The following is a 15,725-nucleotide window of genomic DNA, read 5'->3' on the forward strand; positions in this document are numbered from 1 at the left end:
AGAGCCGTCGACGCCGACTCGCCGGTAGGCAAGCCCGGAACGCGCATCACCTCGCGGACGCTGAAACCGTTGCGGCGCAGGCCAAAACAGCTGACCACGTCACCGTCGCTGTTTCGTCCCGGTGGTGGCAACGGGGCGGTCTTGACAGCACAGGGCCGCAGCAGGCCGGGTAAGGCGTCAGGCGAAAACAACCCGTCTGCCCCGGGAATCACCGAGGAGTCGGCCGAAACGATTCCGTTGAAGGACGCTACCGACGAGGAGTCTGCCGCCGACGCAGCGACACGAGCCCGCGCGCGCACGATCGCTGCCCGTCTGGCGGTTCGACGTCCGCGCCTCGACATTCGCGCGCGACGCGGCGTCGGCGAACTGACGTCGCTGCGCTACCGCGGCGGCAGCGACGAGGTCGATCTCGACCACACGCTCGACGTGTTGGCAGCCAATCCGATACCCGAGGAGGACGACATCGTCGTCCGAGAACGCCTGCACACCAAGCGTTCCATCGTGCTGGTCGTCGATATTTCCGGGTCGATGAAAGGTGAACGGGTACGAACGGCGGCTGCAACCGTCGGCGCTCTTGCCGGCGAGATGACCCGGGACAACCTGGCCGTCGTCGCATTTTGGTCCGATGCGGCCGTACTCACCCGTTTCGGAGACCCGAAAACACCGCTCGGAATTCTCGACACCGTTCTCCGCATCCCGGCACAGGGGCTGACCAACGTCCAGTTCGCACTGGAAACCGCGGTCGGCTTGTTACGCACCGTCTCCGTCCCCGACTCGCGGGTACTACTCCTGTCTGATTGCGTGCACAACGCCGGCCCCGATCCGCGCCTCACCGCGTCCAGGATTCCGCGCCTCGACGTTCTCCTGGACACGTCTGGAGAGAACGACGTCGACCTCGGTCGCGATCTCGCGCGAATCGGACACGGTCGAATTCGAACGATCGACACCTACCGCGCCGTCGGACCCGCACTGAGCGCACTGCTGGGCGAGCGTCGCTGACACTGGACTCCAATCGGATTGGAACACCACCGAGGGCAACGGCTCGGAAATTCGGAACGAGTGATCGAGGCTGATATCAAACGTTCGACGCATACCTGCGTCCTTCATTGGCTCGTCGCACGCAAGCCAGGCGGGCAGATGTTCGACCACGATGACATCGCTCGTTGGGATTGTGTGCGAGGCCTGTGCCACGGGTCGGAGCATTCTCGCCGAACGGATCTTCATGCAACGAATCTCGAACTCTCGATGACCCTTCAGAACTATGTGCCGTCGGATAACGGTGCAATGCGGATTGCATTATCCGGCCCGGCTGGTCGAAGACATCAATTCAGCAACGTTCTGACGCTGCACGAATGTCTGTGAACTCCGGTAGGTTTTCGACCGCGCAGTACGCCCACCGAAGGGTCCGTCGCGGACATCTCGACGGCCGTGGCTGCCGGCCTCGTAGGTCCGGGGTGGTGCGCCCGGCGGAGGTCGTGACGCCGACGATGTGGCTGACCGCAGTACAGACGCTGCGCTCGATCGCGGCACTGGGTGAACACGCGGGACGTGTGTTCACGCTGGAGAATCTCAATGCCGCCGTCGACCATCCGGGGACGCCTTTCGCCAAGGCCGCGGACACTCTCGCGTTGATGCGGGCTGTCGACAGCCCATTCCTGAAGATGAACCTCGATCTTCGTCACGCCAAGATCGGCGAAGGGAATCTCATCGCACTACTCTAGGAATCGTTGCCATACATCGGACGATAACGCCTGCTCAGCGCTATGTGGTGGGTCCGGGTGGGGCCATCGAGAGTTGGTCGATCTAGCTGGGGTCAAGTGGTCGCAGGTTCAAATCCTGTCAGCCCGACAGATTGCATTTGGAAGGCGGCTCCGAAGAAATTCGGAGCCGCCTTTTTCGTTCGAGTGCGGCGAGAACACATACCTCTTCCCGCTGAGTCGGAATCGCTGGAACAGAGGGTCCGGCGAGGTCCTGACTCGGCGTCCGGGGTCGTCTCACACCACAGAAATGTCCGACGGGTGCTGGGCCAGCGGGCTCACATCGATCCTCATGTACGGAAACAGCGGCAGATTCCAGAGAATCTCGTGGAGCCGCTCGTTGTCGCGCACGTCGAAGATGCTGAGGTTGGAGTACTGGCCGACGATGCGCCAGATACTCACCCATTCACCGTCGCGCTGCAGCTGCTGCGAGTACGCCTTCTCTCTGGCGAGAGTGTCGGTTCGTACGTCCGCATCGAGGTCCTGCGGCAGCGCGACGTCCATTTTCACTGCAAAGAGCATGTGTATCAGGCCTTGTCGAGTACGAAGTTGTACGTCACTTCTTGGCCGCCGTCGACCTCACGAGGATCGAGGATGAGTTCGGGCTTGACGGCGTTTGCCACGTCGTCGTCGTTGTGCGCGTCGCCGGGGAAGTAGAGCTGCGTGGTGATCTGCTGATGTCCGGCAGCCGCAACCTTGAGGTGCAGGTGTGCGGGACGCCACGGGTGCCAGCCGGCCGCGGAGATGAGGTTGCCGCAGGCACCGTCCGTCGGGATCTGGTACGGCGCAGGCTTCATCGTGTGAATCCAGAACTGGCCCTGATCGTCCGCGGTGACCGTGCCGCGGAGGTTCCACTCGGGGATGCCAGGGGCGAACTGCGAGTAGAAGCCGTCCGAGTCGGCGTGCCAGATTTCGATGACCGCGTGCGGCAACGGGCTGCCGTCGACGCTCGTGACCTGACCCTGGAACAGCAACGGTGTGCCCTGCTCGCCGTCGCGGGTGGGCAGGATTGCTGCGGATCCGAGCTCGGGCGCGTTAGGGACGTAGTACGGGCCCTCGATGGTGCCCTTGCTGCCCTCGCGCGTTTCACCGGCAACTTCTTCGACGACGTGTTCTACCCAGACGTCGAGGAACAGTGGCCACTCGCCGGTCTGACCGACGTTGATCAGCCATGCCTTGAGTGCGTTGTACTCGTCGTAGGTGACCTTGTGCTCACGGATGGTGTCGTGGACTGCCGAAATGACCTGACGAGCAAGCGCACTGACGCGCTCGGGCGGAGTGTCGGCAGCTGCCTGCTTGTCGGACGTGAAACGCTCGGTGGCGTTCGCACCCGACGCGGCCGCGGTGGCCACTTCGGTGGCCGAGTCTGTCGAGGGGGCGTGGTCGATGCTCATGGAGAACTCCTTGGGTGAAAGTTGTGCTCTTCGGGGCTGAAGATCAGTGGTCGGTTCGGTACTTCGCGAGTTTGTCGGGGTCGATACGGACGCCGAGGCCGGAGCCGGGCAGTACGTGCAGTTCGCCGTCGCGGATGACGAGGCTCTCGGTCAGGAGGTCGTCGCTCATGTCGAGGAAGTTCGAGAGTTCTCCGGCGCGGCGTGAGGTGAGGTCGAAGGCAGCACCGAAGGCGACGGTGCAGGCCGTGCCGAGTTGGCCGTCGATCTGGTTTCCCATCACCACATCGACTCCGAGTCCCTCGCACAGATGGTGGGTCCGCTGGGACGTCGTGAATCCGGTGCGCGCAGTCTTGATGCTCACCGCGGTTGCGGAACCACCGAGAATCTCTCGGGTGACCTCGGCCGGGGTGGTCGCGGATTCGTCTGCCACGAAGGGGATGTCGAGTTGCTGTACCAGCCAGCGGCGACCGAGTACGTCGTCGGCGGGGCACAATTCCTCGGCCAGCGTCAGCCCCAGGTCGGCCATGTCCTTCATGGCACGTGCAGACTCTGCTGCGGTCCACCCGCGGTTGCCGTCGACGTACAGCTCGACGGTGTCGCCGAGCCCGTCTCTGAGTGCACGTACGACGGCGGTGTCCAGATGGACGGGCCGACGGCCGACCTTGACTTTGAAGACCTCGATCCCGTACGTCTCACGCATTCTGGTCGCTTCGTCCACCATTGCTGCGGGCGAATCGAATCCGAGCATGTGGCTCACCCTCATGCGGTCGGTGTAGCCGCCGAGAAGTTCGGTGACCGGTAGGTCCAGAGTCTGCCCGAGGGCATCCCAGATCGCCATGTCCACTGCCGACTTGGCCACCGGATTACCGACTGTACGAGCAAGTTTCGCGTTGACCATCTCACGGGACGTGAGCGGAAGGCCGATGACGGCCGGCGCGAACAGCGTCTCGATCACCGCCACCACCCCGCGCTGCGTCTCCCCGTAGGTGAACGGACGCGGCGGAGCGTCGGCGACACCGACGATGCCGTCGTCCGTATGTACCCGGACGAGTACGTGCTCGGCGGCACTGACCTCGCCGCTCGCGAACTTCAGCGGTTTTCGGTACGGAATCGAGTAGGGGATCGCGTCGACTGCAACGATTTTCATGACATGTCCTTCAGCTGAGCAGACGGTACGGATGGTTCGAGCCAAGGGAGCACTCCCGCATCCTCGAGGGCACCGACGAGCGCATCGACGAGCGCCGACGGCCGATCTCGGCACCAGGCCAACGCCAGATCGATAGTGCTTGCGCCGGCGATGTCGCGGAACACGACGCCGGTCAACTGCAGGGCGCGGACGGATTCGGGCACCATCGCAACGCCCAATCCGGCTGCCACGAGTGCCAGCAGCACCGAGGTGTCCGGGGCCTCGTGTTCGCGCCTCGGGCTGAAGCCCGCGGCGCGACAGCTCGTCACCACAGCTTCGTTGACTACCGAATGCGTGTCGGCGTACATGACGAAGTCCTCGTACGCGAGGTCGGCAAGGTCGAGCGCCGGTTCGGTGGAGAATCGGTGATCGACGGGCAGTGCGAGCACCAACGATTCGGTGGTGATCTTCCGCAGCACGAGGTCGTCGCCCGCGACAGGTGGCCGCAGAACCGCAACGTCCAGATGTTCCGAGCGAAGACCGTCCACCTGCGCGGGGGTGAGCAGGTCACCGTGAATTTCCAGGGCGATACCGGGCAGTCTCTGCTTGATCGCACGCGCTATCGGAGGCAGTTGATCGAAGGCCGCTGTACCGGTGAAGCCGATGCGTACCAACCCGTATCGGCCGTCGGCGATCCTGCGCACTCCTCGCGCGCTTTGCTCCAGATTGTCCAGGTTGCGAAGTGTCTCTCGATAGAAGAACTCGCCTGCCGGAGTCAGGCTCACCTGACGGGTCGTTCTGGCCAGCAGTGTCACACCCAGCTCGGCCTCCAACTGGCGAACCGATTGCGACAACGCCGGCTGAGCCAGATGCAGCCGCGCAGCGGCTTGGCCGAAATGCCGAGTCTCGGCCACGGCCACGAAGTGGTACAGGTGCCGAAGTTCCATGACCGAACCTTTCTGTGGGTGGTGGGGTGACCCTGACCACAGTAGGGCTCGAATCCATCGTTGACAAAGACCTATTTTGCGCTGATTGATAAGTGACAGCGATCAATGGTCATCCAGGTTGGGCCTAGGCAAAGCCCTGGTGTGACGACAGCCACTCCCTGACACAGTCGCTTGTAATCGAACTCGAAGCGCCTGGAGGAACCCGATATGACCGACATGCTGGATCACGTACAGAACACGATCGACGGAGCGGTGATCGACGACGTCGCTGCCGGCATCTACCGCGCCAATCGGAGCATCTTCACCGACGAGGAGGTCTTCGAGCTCGAGATGAAGCACATCTTCGAGGGCAACTGGATATACCTCGCCCACGAGAGTCAGCTCCCGAACAACGGCGACTACTTCACGGTTCACATGGGGCGACAGCCCGTTGTCATCACCCGTGACAAGGACGGCGAGTTGCACTGCCTCATCAACGCCTGCGCGCACCGCGGTGCGATGCTGTGCCGACGCAAAACCGACAACCGCACCACGCTCACCTGTCCGTTCCACGGTTGGACGTTCCGCAACGACGGCACGTTGCTCAAGGTCAAGGACCCCGACGGTGCCGGCTACCCCGACACATTCGACGTGGACGGATCGCACAACCTCACCAAGGTCCCCCGTTTCGAGAGCTACCGCGGCTTCCTCTTCGCGAGCCTGAACGACGACGTCTCGACCCTCGCCGAGCATCTCGGTGACACGACGAAGGTCATCGATATGCTCGTCGACCAGTCTCCCGACGGACTCGAAGTTCTGCGCGGATCCTCGTCGTACACCTTCGACGGAAACTGGAAAGTGCAGGCGGAGAACGGGGCCGACGGCTATCACGTCAGTGCCGTGCACTGGAACTACGCCGCGACCACCTCGCGCCGAAACAACGGCGAATCCAAGAACACCACCAAGGCGCTCGACGCCGGCGGCTGGGGCAAGTCGGGCGGCGGCTACTGGTCGTACCCCAACGGCCATCTCTGCCTGTGGACCTGGGCGGCAAACCCCCAGGACCGCCCGCTGTGGGACCAGATGGACGCACTGAAGGAGAAGTTCGGCGACGCCAAGGGCGAATTCATGGTGAAGGGTTCACGCAACCTGTGCCTGTACCCGAACGTCTACCTGATGGATCAGTTCAGCACGCAGATCCGGCACTTCCGGCCGATCGCGCCGAACAAGACCGAGGTCACCATCTACTGCATCGCACCCAAGGGTGAGAGCAAAGAGGCTCGGGCACATCGGATCCGGCAGTACGAGGACTTCTTCAACGCTTCCGGCATGGCGACACCCGATGACCTGGAAGAGTTCCGCTCGTGCCAGCTGACATTCCAGGCAACCAATGCGCCGTGGAACGACATGAGCCGCGGCGCGGAGCACTGGCTCACCGGCCCCGACCCGGTCGCCGAGGCACTCGATATGCCCGGTGTCATATCTGCAGGCGTCAAGAACGAAGACGAGGGCCTGTTCCCCGTCCAACACGGCTACTGGCGCAAGACCCTGCTCGCTGCCCTCGACAAGCAGCGCGCAGCCGACTCCGCACCCGTTGCAGCACAGGAGGTCTGACATGACTGCCACCGTCGACAACACCGACGCCGCACAGGCTGCCTCGTCGCGCCTGATCACCCAGACGTCCATCGAGCAGTTCCTCTACCGCGAAGCGCGCTACCTCGACGATCGCGAGTTCGAGAAGTGGCTCACGTGCTACGCGGACGACGTCGAATACTGGATGCCCTGCTGGGACGACAACGACTTGCTCACCGAGGATCCCCAGACCGACATCTCGCTGATCTACTACGAGAACAAAGGTGGGCTGGAAGACCGCGTGTTCCGCATCCGGACCGAACGGTCCAGTGCCACATCGATACCGGAGCCTAGAACCAGTCACAACATCAGCAACGTCGAGGTGATCGAGCGTCGGGGAGATATCGTCGACGTGCGATTCAATTGGCACACGATGTACTTCCGCTACAAGACCATCGATCCGTACTACGGAACCTCGTTCTACACGATCGACTTCTCCGGCGACTCGCCACTCATCCGGCGCAAGACCGTGGTGCTGAAGAACGACTACATCCACCACGTCGTCGACATCTATCACTTCTGATCGACCGGCCGTAATCCCGAGGAGTTCCATCGTGAGTCATTCCGTCGCACTGTCCTTCGAGGACGGCGTCACCCGCTTCATCACCTGCGAGGACGAACAGACCGTCGCCGACGCCGCCTACCGATCGCGGATCAACATTCCTCTCGACTGCCGGGACGGTGCCTGCGGCACCTGCAAGGCGCTGTGCGAATCCGGTGAGTACGACGGCGGTACCTACCTCGACGACGCGCTCTCGCAGTCGGAATCGGACGAGGGCTACTGTCTGCCCTGCAGCATGAAGCCCACTTCCGATCTGGTGCTGCAGATTGCCAGCACCTCGGCGGTGGCCAAAACCCAAGCGGCGACGCATGACACGGTCGTGGCCGCCGTGGAGAAACTCTCTCCCACGACGGTCAGGCTCGCTGTCGAGGCACCGGCAGCTGGCACGCTCGCCTTCCTCCCCGGTCAGTACGTCAACATCACCGTCCCCGGCTCAGAGGAAACCCGGTCCTACTCCTTCAGTTGCGTCTCCGGATCGGAGGAGTTGGAGTTTCTGGTCAAGCTCACCCCGGGCGGACTGATGTCCACCTACCTGAGCGACACCGCGGCCGTGGGCGACAAGATCTCGTTCACCGGCCCACACGGCAGTTTCTTTCTGCGCGAGGCTCAGCGACCTGCGCTGCTGTTGGCCGGCGGCACCGGATTGGCTCCCATCCTGTCGATTCTGCGTACGATGGCGGCCGAATCGAGCTCTCGTTCCGTGCATCTCGTGTACGGCGCCAGCACCGACGACGATGTCGTCCAGCTGGACGAGCTCGCTGGCTTGGCCTCGACATTGTATGGATTCACGTGGGATCACTGTGTTTCGGACCCCTCCACCACCGCTGCCAACAAAGGATACGTCACTGCTCTGTTGACCGAAGCGCATCTCAACAGCGGCGATGTCGCGGTGTACCTGTGTGGGCCGCCTCCCATGGTGGAGGCCGTCCGAACGCACTTCACCGAGGCAGGCATCGAACCGACCGGCTTCTACTACGAGAAGTTCGCGCCGTCCTCGGCAGCTGCGAAGGAGAGTCTCGACGACGACACCGATTCTGCAACAGCGGTTCTGGCGAACGACGACCGGACATCGACCATCGACGCGGCAGTCGGCACAGCCGATGCCGACGTCATACCTGCGGCATCGGCCGACCTCGAACCCGCTGTCGATGGCAGGAGCATCTTCGGACGAGCCGTGTTCGGCAGTCGGGTGGCGGAGCCTCTGCGCTCGCACGGCACCGGCATGTCGGCAACAGAGGAGGCAGACACCCTGCGCGAGATCGCCGGTCAGCGCATCGCCGTGGCCGGGTCCACTGCCGGTCGGGTCGGATTGGACGAGAGCGCCGATCTGCTGCAGACACCGGAGGCACACTCCGTTGCAGCGCAGCGCATCTGGCCTTCACGGGATATCGAGCCGCTCGTCGCACGCAGTCCCGAACCTGCCCCGGCTTCGAGTTCGGGGTACGAGATCGGCGAGGAGCATCCCTCGGTACACGAGTCGGACGCAGTGTTCGAGGCCAGGCGCGCTCTCGAACTCGGTGCCCTCGAACTCGTGATCGGCCGACTGTCCTCGCAGCAGATCTCCGGATACCGGCTGTTGGCCGAGACCACCACTCGCTACGTCGACGGCGATCGGTTCGTCGATGCCGCCGCGTACACCGAGACCAACGCTGCTTTTCACGACTACCTCTTCACACAAACAGGCAACGAGCATCTGCTGCAGGCCTATCGGGCTCTCGGCGTCAAGGCTGCCATGGAGGACGTGTTGCGCAACGCGACCTGGTGCGATCCGCTCTGCGCTCAGGACCACTTGGACATCGTCGACGCGTTCGAGGCCGGGGATCGCGAGCGCGCACGGACATTGATCGCCGATCACGCCGACCGTTCGAAGGCGACGATGAAACGCGCCATGCACGAATCCCGGACGAACAAGAGACCCAAGTTCGTCAGCCCAGGTCGATTCGCAGGCAAGGTCGTGCTGATCACCGGCGCGGCCCAGGGCATCGGGGAATTCGTGGCCCGACGGATCGGAGCCGAAGGCGGAGCACTGATTCTGGCCGACCGGTCCGAGTTGGTCGAATCTCTCACCGAGGAATTTCGGCAAGACGATGTCGAGGCCACGCCAGTGATCGCCGACCTAGAAACCTGGAAGGGTGCTTCGTCGGTGGTGGACGCTGCACTCACCGCGTACGGACGCGTCGATGTGTCCATTCACGTCGTCGGCGGCACCATCTGGGCCAAACCGTTCGCCGAGTACCCGCCGGAGCAGATCGAGAAGGAAATCTCCCGGTCGCTGTTCCCGACCCTGTGGTCCTGCCGCGCGGTGATCCCGCACATGATCGAACGCGGTGCCGGCACCATCGTCAACGTCTCCTCGGTCGCCACCCGCGGCATCCACCGGGTCCCCTACGCAGCCGCGAAAGGGGGCGTCAACGCCATCACGGCGACTCTGGCTCTCGAGGCGGCTCCGCACGGTGTTCGAGTGGTCGCCACGGCCCCCGGTGGTACCGACGCACCGCCGCGACGCGTCGCTCGTGGGCCCGCGCCGTCGACGGAACAGGAAAAGGATTGGTACCAGGCGATTGTCGACCAGACTGTGGAGTCGTCACTGCTCAAGCGCTACGGAACTCTCGACGAGCAAGCCGCAGCGATCTGCTTCCTCGCCTCCGACGAGGCGTCGTACATCACCGGCACCGTGCTCCCGGTGGCCGGCGGCGACCCGGGCTGAGTCATGACCGTGTTGGTTCGATCGCCGGACGCACTCGCGCACCACGGATACGGTGACGTCATGTCCCCTTCACCGTTGATCGGCCGCGGTGAACTGCTGGACGTCCTGATTCGGGCGGTCGAAGCCTCGGCGACGACGTCGGCTTTCGTAGTGCTGACCGGCCCGGCAGGCATCGGAGCATCGTCGATTCTGCGTGAAGTCGAACGGACGGTCGGCAGCGAGGGGGAGCACACGGTCGTGCGCCGTGCAGCTTCGGTGCCGTGGGAAACACAGGTGCCGTTCGGCCTCGTCATGCAACTCGTCCCGGGAGTCCGGATCGATGGGACGAACCCGGTCGAGTGGGGACACCGCATCGCCGACGCTTTGTCGACGGACGGCGTGACGATCCTGCTGATCGACGACGCGCACGACTGTGACCCGGACTCGCTCCGTGCCCTCGCCTCCGCCGTTCGGCACCATCGATCCGCGAGACTCGCGGTCGTATGTACTCGAAAGCCTTTGCCCGACGGCTGTGTCGAGTCGCACCGGGTTCTCGATCGCGCTGCCGACCTGTCCGTGGCGGTACCGTCGCTGACGGTGTCGGCCGTAGCCGAACTCGCAGCACTTCAGGGGATCATCCTGTCACCGTCCTCGGCTGCTCACCTGACACGTCACACCGGCGGACGTCCTCGGCACGCCGTTGCGCTGCTGGACGAGGTGCCGCGCGAGACATGGAAGGGCGTTCGCCCCGACCTACCTGCGCCCGCCTTCGTGGAAGCAGACGTTCGGACCGCTCTCGCTCTCTGCACCGACGATGCTCGGCGTCTGGTCTCGGCTGCCACCGTTCTCGAAGACGGCCGACCGCTGACCACGGTGTGCGAGGTCGCCGGCATCGACGATCCCTGGCCTGCTGTCGATCTCGCCGAACAATGTGCCCTGGTGACCGTCCGACGCAGCTCCGCGGCGACCATCCTCGAGGTTCACGATCCAACGATCCGCGCCGCGGTGCTCGCGACGATGGGCAGGGTCGAGCGCGCGCAGGTGCATCGAGCCGCTGCAGCAGCCGAGGCCGATCCGGCCGATCAGCTGGCGCACCTGGTCCACGCGTCGCCACTGCCCGATCCACTGGTCTCGGACCGCTTGGACGCACTCGCAGCGACACGTGCAGGAATCGGCGAATGGGCCACGGCGGCAAGGCTGTACCTTCTGTCGAGTCGATCGACCCAGGAACCGCATGCGCGCGAGGATCGGCTCGTTCGCGCGGTGGACGCCCTCATCGGCGCCGGTGACATGCGGACGGCGTCGGACTACATCGCCGAGATCGAAAGTCTCCGCGAAACCCCCACGCGCAATGCCGTACTCGGCTATCTGGCCATCCTGCGCGGGCGCCCCAACGAGGCCGAAGCTCGACTCACCCGGGCATGGCAACTGGTACGGACGCGGCACGACCCCGAGGTGGCCGCTGTGATCTGTCATCGGCAGGTACTGCACAATTTGGCGCGCTGCGACGGCGCCAACCTCGTGCTGTGGGCCGATCGCGCAGTCGAACTCGTCGGAGCCGACCACGCAACCGCGGTGGAGGCGCAGTCCATTCGAGGCCTCGGTCTGGCGGGCACGGGGCGTGTCGCGGAAGCGCTGAGCAGCTACCGAGACCTGTGGGGTCACGCCAGTACCGGGGCCGTCGGACAACGGGTGCAGATGGGTGCGGGCTGGCTCCACTTCGCAACGGACCACATCGATCTCGCACGCTCGGAACTCGAAGCCGCAGCACCCACCGACTTCCTCGGCGGTTCGACGCGAATCTCGTTGTGGGCTCACGGTTGGCTGGCGCGCATCTATTTCGTCACCGGCGAGTGGGATGCGGCGCTTCGGTTGGTGGGAGCTGGTTCCGACCTGGCCGACCGTTCCGGTGCCGCATTGATCGTTCCGCTGCTCCAGTGGACCGCGACTCAGATCCACGCGCTCCGCGGAGACTGGGTGGCCGCCGCAACCAGCGCACACCGCGGTGATTCCGGCGCACGTGACTACGAAATCATGAGGGTGCCATCGGCTCTCGGTCGTGCGGCCATCGCTGAGGCTCGAGCCGACTATGCCGGGGTTCTGCGCGCCCTTGCCCCGTTGACCGAGCAGTGGGCTCAGTTCGACGTATCCGAACCCGGTTTCTGGGCGTGGCCCGATGTGTACGCCAATGCGTTGATTGTCGAGGGCCGACTCGACGAGGCGCACGAATTTCTGATTCCACACGAGGCCAGAGTGCGTGATCGTGGTCATCGCTCCGCACACGCCCGCCTTGCCTGTGCTCGTGGCCGACTGCACGGCGCAATGGGTGATCTCGATTCTGCCCGAGCATCATTCGAGGACGCCTTGGCCTCGTTGGCACCGCTGCCCCTGATGTACGACCGCGCCCGAGTCAACTATGCCTATGGGCAGACCCTGCGCAGAGCCGGGAAACGACGCGAGGCCGATGCCGTGGTCAGCGCGGCACGCGAGGGCTATCTGGCATTGGGTGCCACCACGTACGTACGACGGTGCGACCGTGAACTCAAAGCCGGTGGCGTACACGCCGTTCTGAAGGACAGAGCTCACGATGCATTGACCCCCCAGGAGGACGCCGTCTCGAGCCTGGTCGCCACCGGAATGACGAATCGCGAGGTCGCCGCCGAATTGTTCCTGTCGGTCAAGACTGTTCAGTTCCATCTCACCCGCGTGTACGCCAAGATGGGCATCCGTTCCAGGGCCGAATTGGCCGCTGCCCGTCCGACCGACGAATCCTCGACAACATGATTGGAGCACAACAAGTTTCGCAATGTCGAGGTAAGCACTAGGCAAAGCCCTGGTGTGACATGGCGCACAGATTGGGACAGTTATCCCACCCGCTCGGCCATCAGCGCCGATTCAGCTTCCATGCGGTACTCCCTGACCGAAAAGGACACCCGATGACTGCACCGGACTCCACCGCCAACACCAGTTGGGCAAGCGAACGACACCGCCGAAGCGTGCTGTGGATCGTCGCACTGTCGACGGCGGCAATCGTTTTCGACGGCTACGACCTCGTCGTCTACGGCACCGTACTACCGACCCTGCTCGCCGATTCCGCCCAACTCGGAGCACTGGATCCGGAGACTGCAGGCGCGCTCGGTTCCTACGCTCTGATCGGAGTCATGGTCGGCGCGTTGACGGCCGGAGCCTTCGGAGATCGGATCGGCCGTCGCAGAACGATGTTGACGTGCATCGTCTGGTTCTCGCTCGGAATGGGGGCGACCGCACTCGCACAGAACATCACCATGTTCGGCATACTTCGGTTCCTGACGGGCATCGGAGTCGGCGGACTCGTCGCCACCGTCGGTGCCATGATCGCCGAATTCGCACCACCCGGACGGCGAAACCTGTTCAACGCCATCGTCTACAGCGGCATTCCGGCCGGCGGTGTGCTGGCGTCCCTGGCCGCGATCACCCTGCAGGATTCGATCGGCTGGCGCGGCCTGTTCTGGATCGGCGCACTCCCGCTGTTCGTGCTGTTGCCGCTGGCGCTGCTTCGGATGCCGGAGTCACCGCGGTGGCTGTTGGCGCACGGACGCATCGCCGATGCACAGGAGATCTGCGCTCGGACCGGCATTCCGATGCCCGAGGCCGAGCCCGTTGTCGCCGGCGATCGCGTCGGATTCGCAGCACTCGCCCGCAAGCCGCTGCTTCGCCCGACGGCTCTCCTCGGACTGATGAGCTTCTCCGGCCTACTGCTGACCTACGGCCTCAACACCTGGCTGCCGCAGATCATGTCCGAGGCGGGTTACAACGCCAAGGGCTCACTGTCATTCCTGTTGGTGCTCAATGGCGGTGCCATCATCGGCGGGCTGATCGCATCCCGTGTCGCCGACCGCACCGGACCCCAACGCGTCATCGCGGTCACCTTCTGCCTTGCGGCACTGTCGTTGGTTCTGCTGACCCTGAACTTCCCCCTCGGCGTCCTGCTCGTCGCCGTGGCCGGTGCCGGCATCGGTGCCATCGGTACTCAGGTGTTGATCTACGGATTCGTCTCGAACTACTATCCCACCACCGCCCGCGCGGCAGGTGTTGCGTGGTGCGCCGGATTCGGCCGGCTCGGCGGCATCCTCGGGCCGCTGCTCGGCGGAATTCTGCTCGGGGCCGGCATCGCGTCGTCCACCGCGTTCTATATCTTTGCCGTCGTGGCGCTGCTCGGCGCTCTCGTCACCACCGCGGTTCCGGCCGTGCGGGCCCTGCGCCGATCCGATCCAGTACCCAGCGAGGCAGTGAAAGTGGCTGAATGACCAATACTTTCGAGCGTCTCACCTCGAGCGAGCTTCCGGAGCGTCGCCCGCCGAGTCTGCGTGCTTTGCGCGCCGACTTCGGCGGGCAGTACGTGGGCGCGGGGGCCACCGGTGTGCTCTTCAGCGCGACCGGTCCCGTTGCGGTGATCATGGGCGCTTCGGCAGCCGGCTCACTCACCGCCGCGCAGACTGCGTCGTGGGTATTCGGAGTGTTCGTACTCAACGGCATCCTGACCGTCGTAGCAAGCTGGGTGTACCGGATGCCGCTCAGCTTTTTCTGGACCATTCCGGGCACCGTTCTGGTCGGTCAATCATTGGCCTCGCTGACCTGGCCGGAAGTCGTGGGGGCCTACCTCGCCACCGGAGTCCTCGTCATCGTTCTCGGAGCCACCGGGGTGGTCACGAAACTGATGGCATTCCTGCCGCACAGCGTCGTGATGGCGATGGTGGCCGGCGCGTTCCTGTCGTTCGGAACCGGGCTGGTGCAGTCTGTTTCGGCCGACGTACTCGTCGCCGGCACCATGGTCGTGGCGTGGTTGGCGTTGACCCGCTCCGAGACGTGGTCGAAACGGGTGCCTCCTGTCCTGGCGGCTCTGGTTGCCGGTCTCGGTGCTCTCGCGGTCACCGGCGGATTCACCCGAGTGAGCGGTCCTGCGGCAGACCTACCCTTGATCGGCTTACCGGAACTCGTCGCGCCGGCGTTCAGTGGTGCAGCAATGGCGCAGTTGGTGATACCGCTCGCCATCACCGTGGTCGCGGTTCAGAACGGTCAGGGTGCTGCAGTATTGAACGCTGCGGGCCATCGGCCCCCGATGACCGTCGTTACCATCGCCTGCGGGATCTGGTCGCTTCTCGTGGCGCCGCTCGGTGCGGTGTCGACGTGTCTTGCCGGCCCGACCAATGCCTTGCTCGTTGCTGTGGGTGACCGATCGCGGCAGTACACCGCCGGAATGACCTGCGGCGCATTGGCCATCGTCGTGGGTGTACTCGCGCCGCTGCTGGTGCGCGGTCTTGCCGTGGTACCCGCAACGTTCATCGCCGCTCTCGCAGGTCTGGCCATGCTCGAGGCACTGCGCGGTGCGTTCACTGCCGCGTTCTCGGACTCGACCGGCCGGCCGGTGCTCGCGCCCCTGATCACCTTGCTGGTCACCATTTCCGGTATCGATGTCGCAGGACTCGGCGCGCCGTTCTGGGGGCTGGTCGCAGGTGTTGCCGTGACTTACCTGCTCGATCGCCGTCAGTAGGGGATTGCACTGCGATCGTCGTCGTTCGATCGCTCTGGACTCCGAGCACGACAGACTGCATGGGTAGAACGGTCAGTGTCGATGATTCCTCTGGATCTCGATGGGTGTGAGC

General features: G+C 64.2%; 11 protein-coding genes and 1 pseudogene. 8 read left to right on the plus strand and 4 right to left on the minus strand.

Going from position 1 to position 15,725, the window contains the following annotated elements; genetic code table 11:
- Positions 1-69 precede the first annotated feature (69 nt).
- Positions 70-999 (plus strand): VWA domain-containing protein, encoded by a 930-nt coding sequence (locus MTX35_RS17040; protein ID WP_243596107.1) that lies wholly within the window; start codon positions 70-72, stop codon positions 997-999.
- Positions 1,000-1,418: 419 nt separating this feature from the next.
- Positions 1,419-1,718: pseudogene (locus tag MTX35_RS17045) on the plus strand (hydroxypyruvate isomerase); the annotation flags it as partial.
- A 276-nt stretch (positions 1,719-1,994) separates the two neighbouring features.
- Here MTX35_RS17045 and catC read toward each other — a convergent pair.
- The 4 genes from catC to MTX35_RS17065 are packed head-to-tail and all read right to left on the minus strand — an operon-like array spanning position 1,995 to position 5,224.
- Positions 1,995-2,279 (minus strand): muconolactone Delta-isomerase, encoded by a 285-nt coding sequence (catC, locus tag MTX35_RS17050; protein ID WP_243596108.1) that lies wholly within the window; start codon positions 2,277-2,279, stop codon positions 1,995-1,997.
- A 5-nt stretch (positions 2,280-2,284) separates the two neighbouring features.
- Complete coding sequence (catA, locus tag MTX35_RS17055; protein WP_243596109.1) at positions 2,285-3,151, minus strand: catechol 1,2-dioxygenase; 867 nt, start codon at positions 3,149-3,151, stop codon at positions 2,285-2,287.
- Positions 3,152-3,194: 43 nt separating this feature from the next.
- Positions 3,195-4,298: a mandelate racemase/muconate lactonizing enzyme family protein gene (locus MTX35_RS17060; protein ID WP_243596110.1), complete on the minus strand. Its 1,104-nt coding sequence runs from the start codon at positions 4,296-4,298 to the stop codon at positions 3,195-3,197.
- Positions 4,295-5,224 (minus strand): LysR family transcriptional regulator, encoded by a 930-nt coding sequence (locus MTX35_RS17065; protein WP_243596111.1) that lies wholly within the window; start codon positions 5,222-5,224, stop codon positions 4,295-4,297. Before MTX35_RS17065 ends, MTX35_RS17060 begins: the two co-directional genes overlap by 4 nt.
- Positions 5,225-5,431: 207 nt before the next feature.
- Between MTX35_RS17065 and benA the strand changes: the two genes are divergently transcribed.
- The 6 genes from benA (at position 5,432) to MTX35_RS17095 (ending at position 15,613) form a co-directional block, all read left to right on the plus strand.
- Positions 5,432-6,817 (plus strand): benzoate 1,2-dioxygenase large subunit, encoded by a 1,386-nt coding sequence (benA, locus tag MTX35_RS17070; RefSeq protein WP_243596112.1) that lies wholly within the window; start codon positions 5,432-5,434, stop codon positions 6,815-6,817.
- Between the two features lies 1 nt (position 6,818).
- On the plus strand, positions 6,819-7,358 hold the full coding sequence (benB, locus tag MTX35_RS17075; RefSeq protein WP_094716955.1) for a benzoate 1,2-dioxygenase small subunit: 540 nt from the start codon (positions 6,819-6,821) through the stop codon (positions 7,356-7,358).
- A gap of 31 nt (positions 7,359-7,389) precedes the next feature.
- The gene (gene benC / locus MTX35_RS17080) at positions 7,390-10,104 is read left to right on the plus strand and encodes a benzoate 1,2-dioxygenase electron transfer component BenC (protein WP_243596113.1); all 2,715 of its coding nucleotides are present in this window, start codon (positions 7,390-7,392) and stop codon (positions 10,102-10,104) included.
- A gap of 60 nt (positions 10,105-10,164) precedes the next feature.
- Positions 10,165-12,867, plus strand: coding sequence for a LuxR family transcriptional regulator (locus MTX35_RS17085; protein ID WP_243596114.1), 2,703 nt, complete (start codon positions 10,165-10,167; stop codon positions 12,865-12,867).
- Between the two features lie 152 nt (positions 12,868-13,019).
- Positions 13,020-14,369: an aromatic acid/H+ symport family MFS transporter gene (locus tag MTX35_RS17090; RefSeq protein WP_222089659.1), complete on the plus strand. Its 1,350-nt coding sequence runs from the start codon at positions 13,020-13,022 to the stop codon at positions 14,367-14,369.
- Positions 14,366-15,613 carry a benzoate/H(+) symporter BenE family transporter gene (locus MTX35_RS17095; RefSeq protein ID WP_243596115.1) on the plus strand — a complete coding sequence of 416 codons (1,248 nt, stop codon included), beginning with the start codon at positions 14,366-14,368 and terminating at the stop codon, positions 15,611-15,613. The genes MTX35_RS17090 and MTX35_RS17095 overlap by 4 nt, the downstream gene beginning before the upstream one ends.
- The last annotated feature ends 112 nt before the right edge of the window (positions 15,614-15,725 follow it).

The organism is Rhodococcus sp. ARC_M12, assembly GCF_022810385.1.
GTDB classification, from domain to species: domain Bacteria; phylum Actinomycetota; class Actinomycetes; order Mycobacteriales; family Mycobacteriaceae; genus Rhodococcoides; species Rhodococcoides navarretei.

Bases quoted from the DNA above. Each gene is read 5' to 3' on its own strand.
- catC (WP_243596108.1), bottom strand. From the start codon at position 2,279: ATGCTCTTTGCAGTGAAAATGGACGTCGCGCTGCCGCAGGACCTCGAT.
- catA (WP_243596109.1), bottom strand. From the start codon at position 3,151: ATGAGCATCGACCACGCCCCCTCGACAGACTCGGCCACCGAAGTGGCC.
- MTX35_RS17060 (WP_243596110.1), bottom strand. From the start codon at position 4,298: ATGAAAATCGTTGCAGTCGACGCGATCCCCTACTCGATTCCGTACCGA.
- MTX35_RS17065 (WP_243596111.1), bottom strand. From the start codon at position 5,224: ATGGAACTTCGGCACCTGTACCACTTCGTGGCCGTGGCCGAGACTCGG.
- benA (WP_243596112.1), top strand. From the start codon at position 5,432: ATGACCGACATGCTGGATCACGTACAGAACACGATCGACGGAGCGGTG.
- benB (WP_094716955.1), top strand. From the start codon at position 6,819: ATGACTGCCACCGTCGACAACACCGACGCCGCACAGGCTGCCTCGTCG.
- MTX35_RS17085 (WP_243596114.1), top strand. From the start codon at position 10,165: ATGTCCCCTTCACCGTTGATCGGCCGCGGTGAACTGCTGGACGTCCTG.
- MTX35_RS17090 (WP_222089659.1), top strand. From the start codon at position 13,020: ATGACTGCACCGGACTCCACCGCCAACACCAGTTGGGCAAGCGAACGA.
- MTX35_RS17095 (WP_243596115.1), top strand. From the start codon at position 14,366: ATGACCAATACTTTCGAGCGTCTCACCTCGAGCGAGCTTCCGGAGCGT.